13 protein-coding genes are annotated in these 14,259 nt (G+C 38.0%); 2 read left to right on the top strand and 11 right to left on the bottom strand.

The window, feature by feature from the left end:
• Positions 1 to 6: 6 nt before the first annotated feature.
• Together NYE92_RS06490 and NYE92_RS06495 are read left to right on the top strand one after the other, a co-directional pair.
• Positions 7 to 804 (top strand): ABC transporter substrate-binding protein, encoded by a 798-nt coding sequence (locus NYE92_RS06490; RefSeq protein ID WP_014605468.1) that lies wholly within the window; start codon positions 7 to 9, stop codon positions 802 to 804.
• A gap of 104 nt (positions 805 to 908) precedes the next feature.
• Positions 909 to 2,204 (top strand): succinylglutamate desuccinylase/aspartoacylase family protein, encoded by a 1,296-nt coding sequence (locus tag NYE92_RS06495; RefSeq protein WP_259018762.1) that lies wholly within the window; start codon positions 909 to 911, stop codon positions 2,202 to 2,204.
• Positions 2,205 to 2,338: 134 nt separating this feature from the next.
• Here the strand turns inward: NYE92_RS06495 and wzzB are convergent, their stop codons facing one another.
• The 11 genes from wzzB to rfbA all read right to left on the bottom strand — a co-directional run bounded on the left by wzzB (position 2,339) and on the right by rfbA (position 14,258).
• Complete coding sequence (gene wzzB, locus NYE92_RS06500; protein WP_259018763.1) at positions 2,339 to 3,301, bottom strand: LPS O-antigen chain length determinant protein WzzB; 963 nt, start codon at positions 3,299 to 3,301, stop codon at positions 2,339 to 2,341.
• Between the two features lie 154 nt (positions 3,302 to 3,455).
• Positions 3,456 to 4,865, bottom strand: coding sequence for an NADP-dependent phosphogluconate dehydrogenase (gene gndA, locus NYE92_RS06505; RefSeq protein WP_064374036.1), 1,410 nt, complete (start codon positions 4,863 to 4,865; stop codon positions 3,456 to 3,458).
• Between the two features lie 135 nt (positions 4,866 to 5,000).
• Positions 5,001 to 6,668 (bottom strand): LTA synthase family protein, encoded by a 1,668-nt coding sequence (locus NYE92_RS06510; protein WP_146206688.1) that lies wholly within the window; start codon positions 6,666 to 6,668, stop codon positions 5,001 to 5,003.
• Positions 6,631 to 7,728, bottom strand: a complete 1,098-nt coding sequence (locus tag NYE92_RS06515; RefSeq protein WP_259018764.1) for a glycosyltransferase family 4 protein — start codon at positions 7,726 to 7,728, stop codon at positions 6,631 to 6,633. Before NYE92_RS06515 ends, NYE92_RS06510 begins: the two co-directional genes overlap by 38 nt.
• Positions 7,728 to 8,480, bottom strand: coding sequence for a glycosyltransferase (locus tag NYE92_RS06520; RefSeq protein ID WP_078828791.1), 753 nt, complete (start codon positions 8,478 to 8,480; stop codon positions 7,728 to 7,730). The genes NYE92_RS06515 and NYE92_RS06520 overlap by 1 nt, the downstream gene beginning before the upstream one ends.
• Complete coding sequence (locus NYE92_RS06525) at positions 8,477 to 9,325, bottom strand: glycosyltransferase (protein WP_064374044.1); 849 nt, start codon at positions 9,323 to 9,325, stop codon at positions 8,477 to 8,479. The genes NYE92_RS06520 and NYE92_RS06525 overlap by 4 nt, the downstream gene beginning before the upstream one ends.
• Entirely contained in the window at positions 9,326 to 10,366 is a 1,041-nt protein-coding gene (locus NYE92_RS06530) for an EpsG family protein (protein WP_064374045.1), read from the bottom strand.
• A gap of 10 nt (positions 10,367 to 10,376) precedes the next feature.
• Positions 10,377 to 11,243, bottom strand: coding sequence for a glycosyltransferase family 2 protein (locus NYE92_RS06535; protein ID WP_064374047.1), 867 nt, complete (start codon positions 11,241 to 11,243; stop codon positions 10,377 to 10,379).
• Positions 11,233 to 12,759 carry a lipopolysaccharide biosynthesis protein gene (locus NYE92_RS06540; protein WP_064374048.1) on the bottom strand — a complete coding sequence of 509 codons (1,527 nt, stop codon included), beginning with the start codon at positions 12,757 to 12,759 and terminating at the stop codon, positions 11,233 to 11,235. The genes NYE92_RS06535 and NYE92_RS06540 overlap by 11 nt, the downstream gene beginning before the upstream one ends.
• A 68-nt stretch (positions 12,760 to 12,827) precedes the next feature.
• Entirely contained in the window at positions 12,828 to 13,376 is a 549-nt protein-coding gene (gene rfbC / locus NYE92_RS06545; protein ID WP_064374050.1) for a dTDP-4-dehydrorhamnose 3,5-epimerase, read from the bottom strand.
• Between the two features lie 3 nt (positions 13,377 to 13,379).
• Positions 13,380 to 14,258 carry a glucose-1-phosphate thymidylyltransferase RfbA gene (gene rfbA / locus NYE92_RS06550; protein ID WP_064374051.1) on the bottom strand — a complete coding sequence of 293 codons (879 nt, stop codon included), beginning with the start codon at positions 14,256 to 14,258 and terminating at the stop codon, positions 13,380 to 13,382.
• Position 14,259 lies beyond the last annotated feature (1 nt).

Raw genomic sequence — 14,259 nt, forward strand, 5'->3', positions numbered from 1 at the left:
TGAACTATGGCAACGAAAACCCTCAAAATTCGCCTGCGCGCTGCGCTGGCACTGGCCGTGCTTGCTGGTTGCGCATTCGGCGCACAGGCAAAAATCGAACAGGTCCGCTTCGCCGTCGATCCCACCTATCCGCCTTTCGAATCAAAAACCCCGCAGGGCAAACTGGTAGGGTTCGATATCGACTTAGGCAACGCCCTGTGTGCACAAATGCAGGCGAAGTGCGTGTGGGTGGAAAGTCAGTTCGACGGCATGATCCCGGCACTTAAAGCCCGTAAATTCGATGCCATCCTGTCTGACATGGGCATTACAGAAGAGCGTTTGAAGCAAATAGACTTTACCCAGCCGCTTTACGATACCCACGCTCAGCTTATCGCACGCAAAGGGTCTGGCCTGTTACCGACGCCAGAGTCGCTGAAAGGGAAAACGGTGGGTGTTGAACAGGGCACGGTGCAGGAACGTTATGCCCGCGCAAAATGGCAGCCGCATGGCGTGACTGTGGTGCCTTACGGCGATCAGGCTCAGGTGGAAAGCGATTTAGTGGCCGGACGCCTTGACGCGGTCTTTACCGACGCGGCGCAGGCCGCCAATGGTTTTCTGAAACAGCCGCAGGGCAAAGATTTTGCGCTGGCAGGCCCGATTGTTCAGGATCCGATTATTGGACCGGGCACGGCGATTGGTCTGCGTAAAGGGGATGCCGAGCTGAAGACCGCGCTGGATACAGCCTTTGATGAAATTAAGAAAAATGGCACCTTTGATAAGATTCAGAAGCGCTATTTCTCAACCGATATTTCGATTCAGAAGTAACGTCATGGCGGGCTTTTTCGCTCTCCTGCCTGTGCAGGGCTATACTCAATGACTTTATGGGCGGCCCTTGTCGCCCTGAACCGACAAAAGGACATTAACACGGTATGTACCAACAACATCACCCCTTGTTAAGCGCCTCTCTCGGCACCCAGCGTGAAATTATCAGTTTTCATTTTGGCGATGACGCTACGCGACAGGTTTATATCCAGGCTGCCTTACATGGCGATGAAATACCTGGCATGGCGGTTGCGTGGTACCTGAAACAACGTCTGCAAACGCTGGAGTCAGCCGGACGGTTAAAAGCCTCTTTCACCCTGATCCCGGTTTCAAATCCTCTTGCGCTAGGCCAGTACTGGCATGGCACCCATTTGGGACGCTTCCATACGCAGACTGGACAAGACTTTAACCGTAAGTTTCCATCACTCGGCACCACGCTGGCTAACGATCTGGCTGGCGTACTGACGCCAAACGAAACCCAAAACAAGCGACTGATTCGTGATGCAATCGATCGCTACTACCGCGATACCGTACCGAAAACGGAGCTGGAAGCGCAGCGGTTCACGCTCATGCGCATGGCGAGCCAGGCGGATTTAATGATCGATCTACACTGCGACTGGGAAGCCCTGCCGCACCTCTATACCACACCGCACGCATGGCCTGCGGTCGAACCGCTGGCACGCTGGTTAGGTAGTGAAGTTCAGTTGCTGGCACAAGTTTCCGGCGGGGAGCCATTTGATGAAGCCTGTTGTGAGCCCTGGCTGACGCTGGCAGAGCGTTTTGCCGAACAGTTCCCCATGCCGCAGGGTTTATTACCCGTAACCCTTGAACTCCGTGGCGTACGTGACGTGTCGCCAGAGCAAGCGGAACAGGATGCCGATGCGATTATCAGCGCGCTACAGGAATCGGGCTACATTACAGCCGATGAGGCGGCCGTTTCTGTCGAGGTCGCGGCACCGGTGATTGGCGGCGATGAGCTGGTATCCGTCGCCAGCGGAGGCGAAGATTTAGTCGGCGTTGATGAGAGCGGTACAGGACTCGGTGCTCCAGGTCTTGCTCAGGTTGCCGATGAAAGCAGGATTATTAAGCAGCGTCACACCGAGGGTACATCCGCCTCATCACCTGCGCTGAAAAATCCGCCCACCCCGCTTGCCGGTTGCGAATACGTTCACTCGCCCGTCTCGGGACTGATTCTGCATCGCAAACCGCTGGGTGCGCTTATCAGGCCAGGTGAAGTGGTCGCGGAGATTGTCGATCCGGTAACAGACCATATCACGCCACTGGTGGCGGAGTTCGGTGGGATACTTTATGCCCGGCATTGGGCCAGGTTTGCCACGGCAGGGATGCTGGTGTTGAGGCTGGCGGGAGAGAAGTCGGTGCGGAGTGGGGATTTGTTGGTTTAAAATGGCATTTAATCATAATAGAATGCGTAATTATCTTCTTTTAGATTAGATCATTGATAAACGAAGTTATATGGCTCAAGCCTGAGCACAGAAAATAAAAGGTTGGTCAAAATACAGGCCAACCTTTCAAATTTCTACAGGCCCCGATTACGATAAATAATGAGTGAATTACGCCCAATAACTATAAATGATCCTAGAAGCGCGCCAATTATAAATGCAAGAATCAAAGCTAAGCCTTTTTTAGGACTAACGCGTTTAAGTGGTAAGTCAGGCTGCGAGATGTAACGAAAAGACTGTAGGTTATCAACCTCAATTTTTAAATGCGTGACAGCAAGTAAAGCACGTTGCGCGTCATAATATTCTTTGCTGAAATCTAATGGTTTGGAGTTTTCATTCTCTACCATAGCTTTAAGTGCATCACTCCCCAATAAATATAAAGTATCATCAGAAAGAAACTCTGCCTGATTAACTTGTAACTTACCTACATTAGATGCATCGGCGATTTTCAAAGCCTGTTTTATGACATCAAGACGGTGCTCTTTTTGGTTCAATGCAACTTGCTTATAAGTATCTAAGGTATTGGTGAGCTCACGTGTTTTAACGCTTAAATTTCTTTTAATATCATCGCCATAGTCTTTAACAACCTCATCGTTGACCTGGGAAATATATTGAGTCAGTTGCATTTGGGCTTCTCTTGCGCTTTGTCCGACAAATGAAATGCTTACCGCGTCGTCACTACCCTTGACGGGCGTTAAAGTCAACGTTAGAGGCTTTTCAAGGTTAGCGAGAGCCCCAGCTAACGCGCTCATTGAAGCAGTAAAACGATTAAACATTTGAGTTTGGAGCCCAGTGAGCGAAGGTTTATCCTGCGGAGAGTCAGCATAAACGATACTCAATGCAGCATTGTAATTCGCGACCTGCCCAGCGGCAGGAAGAGTTACCGTCGATGTAGAAACCCACTTTTCTTTCACGACGTTGATGTAAACCAAACCAATTAAAACAGAAATAATAACGGTAACAATGATTACAACCTTACCGCGCCATAGCTGTAAGACTAAATCAAATAAATCAATATCGGAATCAGGCTGCTCTTTCACGTACCCACCATGTAAGGATGAATGCTCGTCGTTTGTATTGCTTTTATTAGTCATAAATTCATTAATTCAGCTCGAATTACCTTTAATTGTGAGTCAAAGAGCCAGAGTGACAATAATTAAAAAGCCTCCCTTAGAAAAGAGGCTTTATTATATTTTATTCGAGCCACTCCGTATGGAACACACCTTCTTTATCGATGCGTTTATAAGTATGCGCACCAAAGAAGTCGCGTTGTGCCTGAATTAAATTAGCAGGCAGAACTGCTGAGCGATAGCTGTCATAATACGCAACTGCTGACGAGAAGGTTGGTGTCGGGATTCCGTTCTGAACGGCAAAAGCAACAACATCACGTAGTGCCTGTTGATATTCATCAGCAATTTTCTTGAAGTAAGGCGCTAAAAGTAAATTAGCAATATTCACATCCGCGGAATAAGCATCAGTAATTTTCTGAAGGAATTGAGCGCGGATAATACAACCTGCACGGAAAATTTTGGCAATTTCACCATACTGCAGATCCCAGTTATATTGATCTGATGCAGCCTTTAGTTGAGAGAAGCCTTGTGCATAAGAAACAATTTTACCCAAATACAAAGCTTGACGAACTTTTTCAATAAATTCAGCTTTATCTCCGGTGAAGTTTTTGGCTACTGGCCCACTTAAAACTTTAGAAGCAGCGACACGTTGAGATTTAAGAGAAGAAAGGTAACGAGCAAATACAGATTCTGTGATTAATGATAACGGCTCACCGAGGTCGAGAGAACTCTGGCTCGTCCACTTGCCTGTCCCCTTATTAGCTGCTTCATCTAAAATGACATCAACTAAATAATTACCATCTTCATCTTTTTTGGTGAAAATATCTTTAGTAATGTCTATGAGATAGCTGCTTAACTCACCATTATTCCATTCCGTAAAGGTATAGGCTAACTCTTCATTTGTTAAGTTGAGTGCACCTTTTAACAGAGAGTAGGCTTCTGCGATTAACTGCATATCACCATATTCAATGCCATTATGAACCATTTTAACGTAATGGCCTGCGCCATCAGAACCAATATAAGTCACACAGGCTTCACCATCTTCGGCACGCGCTGCGATTTTATTAAGAATAGGCGCAACAAGTTCGTAAGCTTCTTTTTGACCACCGGGCATAATCGAGGGACCTTTAAGCGCCCCCTCTTCTCCACCAGATACACCTGTACCAATAAAATTAAATCCTTTATCGGAGAGTTCTTTATTTCTACGAATAGTATCTTTATAGAAAGTATTGCCACCATCTATTAAAATATCACCTTTATCAAGATGTGGTGTCAGAGATGCAATAGTCTTATCAGTAGCTTCTCCAGCTTGCACCATTAATAAGATACGACGAGGCTTCTCAAGAGAATCGACGAAATCCTCAACAGAATAAAATGGAGCTAATTTTTTGCCTGGATTTTCAGCAATTACTTCATCAGTTTTTTCACGCGAACGATTGAAAACTGAAACAGTATAACCGCGGCTCTCAATATTGAGAGCCAAATTACGGCCCATGACAGCCATACCTACAACACCGATTTGTTGTTTGGACATTTTTTACTCCTTTCAGATTTATCGTTGCGACTCAATATGCATAAGCACAGATTAGCATATTCTCGTAGAAAAAAACGACTAAATTTAGTGTAGCACAGCACGCAAAAACTTTAGATTCAAATAACTGTTAAAAATTTAACCACTAATAGTATAATATTCAGAGATATCTTTATTTATCGATTCTGGATTAACCTCATAAATACCATCAGGATTTTTATTAATTATATAAATATCGTCGCCAATAGCAGATATATGCTGAAAAGGGGTATGACAATTATTATCAAATAATGAGCAGCCAATAAAATAATTTGCGTGATTTTTGATACCAAGCATGTTCAGAATCGTTGGGGTTAAAGAAAGACTATTTTTACCGGTACCATCTATTACAGTACGTTGCAAACCAGCGCCAATAATAATCAAGGGGATTTTATCCACAAAATAGTTTGTATCAACGTCAAAACTTTTTTTAAATTCTGGTGCAGGAAAAGAAGCATGATCAGCAGTAATAACTAATATCGTATCATTGTAATATTTAGACTTTTTAAAGTAATTAATAAACTCTCCAAGCTGATAATCATAATTATAAAATTTATTATAGATTTTATTGTTTCCATCTTTATAGCGTACATCTGGACTATCCATTCCGTGATGAGTTCCTGATGGATATACGCCAATAAAAAAAGGTGTGTCTGTGCTATAATTCTCAAGAAGTTGCTTTAATGATTCAAAGACTTTTTTATCAGACATCCTGTCTCCCTGCTTCCATCCAAAATCTTCCATTCCATAAACTTTTCGAAAAGGCATCGATTTTAGCAAGGCATTAAGATTGCTATCGTTTTCTGTCGAAGCGAGGAAAAAAGTATTGAAATCATTTTCGTTTAGAATAGAGGGTAGAGAAATAAGCCTTCCGAAATAGTTTGTTTCTACCTCTTTATGACTGATCTGAAAAAAACCACCAACTTTATTATTTGTTCCATCTCTGTATTGATATGCGGATGTGAGCTGACCACGCAGCCCACGGAATGTAGCAGCAGTATGATTATAATAATTTTTTACTATAACGCCTTCATCATAGAGTTTATCGATATTTGGAGTAAGATGGAGATCTAAAGTGTTCTCACGATCAATAACACGTGAAGAAAAGCCTTCTGTAAAAATAATAATAACATTTTTAGGTTTACTTTCGATAAAACTAATATGATGCGAGCTCTCATAAACATTAAATTTTAAATACTTCTTTGCAATATCAGGGTAATTATATGATGGTTTGTAGGTTAATTGCTTATAAAAACCATGCAAAGCTGAAGAAAAATTAGAGATAGCACCATCAGTAAAGAACAATGGGATGAAGAGGATAATAAAATGAACTGAAAATTTTGTTTTTCGTGGAATCAAACAGGTCAATGAAACAAGACAATACGTAAATGTAACAAGAAGCGTTTCAATAAACTGAGATTGCCCTATCGCCCTGAACTCCGATAGATTATCCAACGTCAGTGTTGAAACAAAATCCCCAGTCGATCTCAAGGAGGACACCTGAAGACCCAATGTTAAGCCATAAAAAAGACTGATAACAACACGAACAGGGCTGCCTAAAGCTCTGCAGGCAAAACTAAATAAAAGAATTTCGAAATAAATATTTAATTCTACATCTGTATCAAGATTAATTTTGTTTAGTAATAGGTAAGTTAATATTATTAGACCAATGGAATGTAAAAATAAAAAAAATTTATTTTTATTCATTTTCTTTATATTATCTATAAAATTATTTTCTTTCGAAGTAAACTTTGGAATATTCTGCAACCATTCGCTCTTTAGTGAAAGTATCAAGAGTATGTTTTCTTGCCTGATTGCCTAATCTTTTTACTTCATCTGGATGATTGATTAAATACAGCATCTTTTCAGCAAGTTCTTCAGGTCCGTTTTTATAAAGCTGACCTGTAATGTTGTCGAGCACCACTTCTGGTATACCCTCAACGCCATGCGCAATAGAGGGTATTTGAAAAAGTGCAGCTTCAGTAAAAACTAAACCAAAAGCTTCCCACAGCGAAGGCTGGCAAAGTACATCAACGTCATTAAAAAAAACACTTTTGTTAGTAATCCATCCCGGCATCAAAATTTTATCTTCAAGATTGTAATTAGTAATTAATGTTTTGCACTCAGAAAAAAGTTCACCATTACCTGCCAATGTGAATCTAATGTTATTATTGACATGAAATTTATTAACGAGAAGGTTAACTGCTTCAATAAATTCTAATGGGTTTTTCTGTGTGTCCAGGCGGCCTAAAAATGCAAAATGCAAACCACATTCGTTATGAAAATATTTTGTCTCACATTGATAATCTTGGATACTTACGCCATTGTAAATTAAATGACTCTTAACTAAAGGATAGTATGATATGTATTTCTTATTAACGGTAATATTTACATCACCGAATAATGTAGAAAAGTTTTCTAATAAATAATAAAAAATACGTTTAGGTAATACTTCATATTTATGAAACGCCACCCCATGAACCGTATGAATTATTTTATTGATTCCCGCAAATTTTGCAGCTATTCGAGCTACAATTCCAGGTTTAGTTGAATTGGTGTGTACAATATCAAAATTGTATTTCTTAAAGACTTTGTAGAGCGCAATAAAACTTTTTAAATCATCCAGCCCAATATTTCTCTTTATTGAAGGAACAATGATTATTTCTACGCCAGCATTTCTGAACGACTCCACAAACTGTTCTGTTGGATTTTCGCCGCAAATAACATACTTTTCTAAACCACTTTTTTCTAAGCCACAAAGAATATCTAAAGAAATTTGTTGAACACCAGACATTTTTGGTATTACTTGAACATGAGCTATCTTCATCAATTATTCTCATTAACTCTTTTAAAAATTTTTCTAAGAATTGCTTTAATCGTCCTGATTCGATAGCTAACTTTGAAGGATAAACTTGCGCCACTTTTAAAACCCGTCGTTGTCACTGTCGCACTGTGCCTGCGATAGTGAATGAGTGGTTTATCGGTAAATTCGATTTTTCCATATAAAATAGCCGTTAAACCAATCCAAAGGTCATGACCGAGACTTTCAAAGGGAAATGGAAAGGCCTTTTCAACTAATTTTCTGTTAAATGACATACAGCAACCATGGAAAGAACTTTTAAATAATGTTCTAAAAAAACTCGAGCTCGGCTTTATGTATTTAAAATAAGAATCAGCAATTATTTTTTTTTGTTCATCAATAATTTTGCAATTGCAAACCACTAGTCTAGGTTCATTGGCTTTTAAGAACTCGATCGTATTCTCTATGCGCCCTTCAATCCAGATATCATCCTGATCTGACAAATAAATATAGTCACCTTTGGCATTTTTTAACGCATTTTGCACATTTAATGAAACTTTATAAAGTGTATCACGCTGATCATCGCGTTTACTTCTGTAATTTTGAAAAATTTTAATACGTTTATCTCCGATGCTATTAATTTTACTAATTGTCGAATCAGTAGAATTATCATCTGAGATAACTATTTCATCATTGATGTCTAGTTGAGCCAAGATACTCCTGACCTGTTCCTCAATAAATGCTTCACCATTGAACGTTGGGATGCAAACAGAAATCATTTTTGGCCTCGAACATAAAAGCGGGAAAAATAGAGAATAAATTGTCTTTCTTTCGTTCTCAAAGTAAGTTTGATCGCTCTATTCAAAACCATAAAAAAATAAATAGCATCATCAATAAAATTATTTCTATGGCAATTTCTTGCACACTTACAATAGATTTTGAATCTATTTAATAAAGAATTAGTATCAGGTTCATCATTGGAAAGATCCTGTATAACTAATAAAGGCATGACATAGAAACAGTCTACATTTCTTTTTAACTTTTCGATAAATTGAAAATCGCTAAAGTCTAGAAATACTTTTTCTACATATCCACCACATTGAATGGCAGATGATGTATTCAGCATCATGCCACTGTTAATAGGAGAATAGCGATCAAGTGGATAAATTCCCGGTTCAATTTCTTTTAGAACAAATCCCCGATGTAGTGAATATCTTAATGGTGAACATAGTTCACCTTTTGAAGTTTTAAGCCTTGGGGCAACTAGTTTAATATGCGGATTATTCTTTATAGCTTTAACGTATTCCACAACTGATTCTGGAGGGAATTTCGTGTCTTGATCGAGTAGTAATACATACTCATAATTAAGCTCTTTAGCTTTTGATAGTCCTTTATTATAAGCTGCGCTCACACCTGAATTAGAATAATCGGTGATATAATATACTTTCCTGCCACGATAGCTTTCTATTACTTCATTGTTGCCTTCGCGTGCAGGGGAATTGTCATATACAAAGAGCTCAGAAATTAATCCCTCTACATCAGAGTCAAGTATACTATTAATACTGTCTGAATGACTCAAGCCTATTTTATAAAGAACGACAATTGGGAGGAATTTTATGTCCATTTAAAATTGATATCCAGAAATAATTTGATTGTGATATAAGTTTAAAGAAAGAATACAAGCGCTGTATAAGATCACTAAAAGCTTTGCAAGATTCTTTTGCTGACATCTGTAAACGATCATTGGTAGTAATACTATTTCAGCCACGGCAAATATTTCACTCATTCTTATCGCAAAGGCTGGAATAGCTGAAAATAAAACTAAGCAAATGGGTGACAAAGCATATATTTTCAGAAACAAAACAAATCTTTCATCTCCGCTAAACTTTTTATAAGAAGCAAAAACAAAAATAAGAATAAATATACGGAGCAATTGCATTATCGAAAAAACGTTAACTGGTTGTATCATTCCCTGCTGCGTTTGATAATTATATATTCTCAACTTCTCCTGAATAACAGGCACAGGTAAATATCCTAGCAACTCAACGGGGTTAATTTTCCATAGTATCGAGAAATAGCAAAGCCCTATTGAACACAGAATAATATAAATGTATTTGCTACTGATTTTTTTACTATTAAATTTTAGTGCGATAAGCATTACAACCATAGAAAAATGAAAACAACAGGCTGCAATGATGTAATAAATGAACTTTCTTTTATTACCTTCCACCAAAAACTTTAGCGCAAAGAAGCCTATTGCCACTCCAACGCCAATTCTTATTTGTGTCATCTCATGTAAAAAATAAAAATTACTGTAATACACAAGTAATGACAAGAATATATAAGGTGAAAACTGCTTTATATATTTCACTTTATAAAAAAGCGCTGCGAAACAGAATACTATAAAAATCAATTCATATGAATTTGTCAATAAATATGAGACCCAACTCATCAAATAAAACGTTGGTTCTATAGTATAAGGCTCACCATCTATAATGTACTCGTAAATGCTTATATAGGTTTTATAATCTCGGTCGACATCAACACCACGAAAAGCCGCCAATATAAAAAGAGTGGTAATGAAAAAAAAATAAATTTTTTTATTTTGATTATTTAATAGACTAAATAATGCCAACCCAAAAAAAATACATAAATATATTGCCATTATCAACCTGCTAATGATTATCGAATTTTCTTTGGCCTTTACAGAATAGATATTTTGCCAGATAAAATCTTCGCCTGATGCCCCAGAAAACTTTCATCGGTTTTGCCAAAATTTTATTATATAGCCTGACATTAAAACCAACACTTTCAATTTGGTTTTTCTTAATATCAGCGCCCATTAACGTGAAGCATTTAATTTTATCTTCCACATTTTTACTGCTATTCTCTTTATAAGTCTTCCACCCGTGGTGTACGGCTCTTAGCGTACGTGGCGTTCGACAAGAATAGAGTTCTGGTCTGAGATATCGTATATGGTCAGGATAAAGCCCAAAACTATTTATTGACCAATCCCATCGATATAATGCTGCAGTAGTATCAACCGGAGAAATAAATAATTCGCCGATTTTTCGTTTCTCATCGTAAAGCGCTTTCTCTTGTGAAAGGATATTTTCAAAATACATATCGTTTTCAATATCAGCCCAGTCCAGCGACATTCCTAGCTTGCCAATACATTTGTATTGTTCCATATATTTCACCAGAACTGTAAGCCAGCACTCTTTATTTTCATTCAATGATGGGAATTCAATGTCACCATCAGTTAACAAAAAATAGTTTGAACTATGGCTGTCTTTTATTTTTTTCAGGTGCTCGTTAACACCCAAAACCCATAGATTGTTTTTGTTTTTGAGAGTTTTTATATTCTTGTATGCAGCATATTTGTCAAGCAGCGCATTTTGAATAGGTGAATTCGAACTGTTATCAATTACATAAATAAAATAAGGGTATAAGGTATTATTGATTATACTTTCAATACATAACTCAAGAAACTCATCATCATTCCTGGTCATGATTACTATCGGTAAGGCATTATCGTCCATATCGCGCTCTTAACTGGCTTTTGATTAGCCCTCTTAAATCGGGACTCAAAACTGCAAATAATAACGTACATGGGGCGCCTATTATTACAGTGAAAACACAACATTTAAAGAGTAAACTTATGACTCCCTCGACTGGAATGGGATAAACTTTTGCGTAAGATACAAATATGCAACAGAAAAAAACAGCAGTAATTGCTGGCACCCATGAGAGAAAGTAGTCTTTGAAAAACGTATTTAAATCTAACTTGAACCCGTACTTATATAAATAGTACGGCCTGACAATCATTATAATTAGTACATTTGAAAATATGGTGCCTATTATTACTCCATTAATCCCCATGTATTTAATTAAGATTAAAGAGATTATTAGGTTTGCCACACCTTCTATTAGTGGTAAGTGTATATCTGACATGTATCCATACGAAACCTTAAAAATATCAACTGCACTTCTGGATATCAGGAAAAAACAATTTACACTTATTAAAAGGACAGTTCCATTAGCGAGTAAAACTGACTTTCCTAGCCAAAGTGTTATGACATCATTGACCACAAAATAAAATACAATACTCACTACCGAAGCACATAAGAAAAAAAACACATTTACTTGAAGAAATTTTTTGTAAGTTGCTTCTCCCCCTTTATCATGTAAATAATTACCCAATGCCGTACTCAATGGTGCACTCACTGTCGTGATAAGAAACGATAACGCCTGGATAATCATGATATACGAGGAATAAGATGTTACATACTTCAGTCCTAGAAAAAATGAAACCAAAAGGTAGTCAGTATTAAAAATCAACACACCGGAAATTTTATGGATAAATGTTTTTTTCAGTTCTGTAAAAACTTCTTTTCTAAAAATTGTTGTTTCTTCTTTATTTTTTATGGGTTTTAAATGATATTGTTTTTTTACGATGCTTTTAAAGAGAAGTAATTGCAGGATATTAGAAGTTAATTCAATAATACTAAAAACGATTATCCCATACCCTAGTTTTAGAGACAGAATTTGAAGAGAAAAACTTATTACCCTTCCTAAGCCATTGATAACTCTTACATAATGTAATTTTTGGTCGGCTGAAAGTAATATTGATTCCGAACTGTAGCTATAAGATAGCGTCGTTGCTAATACAAAAAGCACCCAAGGTATATAAAGCTCAAGATACTGTAACTTATCTTTGACTATTAATGGGAGGAAAAAGGCTATAGCGAAGCCAATTATCAATACAAGAAGCTGTATTTTTTTATAGAGATCTCGGATGGTTGAAATAATTATTGAAAGTTCCGTATTGTCTTTCTTGTGTAAAGGTTTAAATAAAAGATACGTTGATGCAGTCCCAAGTCCTAGTTCAGCTAAATTTATAAAGCCTAACAATTGGTTGATTAGCAAATAAAAACCTGTAAGTTCACTTCCTAACTCATCAAGAAATACTTTCCTCACAAAAAAAGTCATGACCATTATGAGCACTGAAAAGAAAAGCCCATATTTGAATGATTTTATTACGTTTTCTCTTCTCATTATATGCTCATTGAAAAAGCCAGTTTTTAACTGGCTTTTTGCTTCGCTATTATCAATCTTTTATAAAGTTAGTTATTAAATATTTCGCGAAATGACTTCGCTTTTTCGTCTTTTACAGAAAGTTTGTAATGACAATCAATTACCGGCCATTCTATGTTTAGATCTGTATCGTTATAAAGAATACTGTTTTCTGCTTCTGGATGATAATAATTTGTTGTTTTGTAAAGAAACTCAGCATGGTCACTCATTACGGCAAAACCGTGAGCAAAGCCTTCAGGAATCCAGAGCTGCCGTTTATTTTCAGCTGACAAGATAATGCCGAACCACTGCCCGAATGTTGTCGATCCTTTTCTGATATCAACAGCTACATCAAAAACTTCACCTGCAACACACCGCACCAGTTTTCCTTGAGCATAAGGAGCATTTTGAAAATGTAGGCCGCGGAGAACACCTTTCGTCGATTTTGAATGGTTATCCTGTACAAAGTTTATTTTTTTGCCTACAGCCTCTTCAAATGAGCGTTGATTAAAACTCTCAAAGAAAAAACCACGTTCATCACCAAACACTTTTGGCTCAACAATAAGTACATCTGGTAAGGATGTTGTTGCAATCTTCATCAATCAATTACCTTTGATCATATTAAGCAAATATTTACCATATTTGTTTTTTGCGAGTGGCTCAGCTAAATTTTTAACCTGTGCAGCATCAATAAATCCTTTTCTGTAAGCTATTTCTTCTGGGCAGGAAACTTTTAAACCCTGTCGCTCTTCAATAGTTTGAATGAAATTGCTGGCTTCAATTAAACTTTGATGAGTACCCGTATCAAGCCATGCAAACCCTCTTCCCATCATCGCTACAGATAATGTTCCTTTTTCAAGGTACAGTCGGTTGATATCGGTAATTTCCAACTCTCCACGTGAGGAGGGTTTAAGGTTTTTGGCCATCTGGACAACATCATTATCATAAAAATACAAACCTGTTACAGCATAGTTGCTCTTTGGCACCTCAGGCTTTTCTTCCAGACTAATGGCTTTACCGTTTTTATCAAACTCTATAACGCCATATCGCTCAGGATCATTAACATGATAAGCAAAAACTGTTGCACCACTCTCTTGTCCGATTGCCGTTTCCATTAATTTGGGTAAATCATGCCCATAAAAAATATTATCACCCAGAATCAAAGCACAGCTATCGCCACCAATAAATTCTTCCCCAAGTATAAACGCTTGTGCTAACCCATCCGGGCTGGGTTGGACTTTATACTCCAGTTTAATTCCCCATTGGCTCCCATCACCCAGAAGCTGTTCAAAACGAGGCGTATCTTGTGGCGTGCTAATAATTAATATATCGCGAATGCCCGCTAACATTAATGTTGAAAGTGGGTAATAAATCATCGGCTTGTCATAAATAGGTAAAAGTTGCTTACTGACAGCCATTGTGACCGGATACAGACGGGTACCTGATCCGCCCGCAAGAATAATTCCTTTACGCTTCGCCATT

It is taken from the genome of Pantoea sp. B566 (genome assembly GCF_024793925.1).
Classification (GTDB): Bacteria; Pseudomonadota; Gammaproteobacteria; order Enterobacterales; family Enterobacteriaceae; genus Pantoea; species Pantoea ananatis.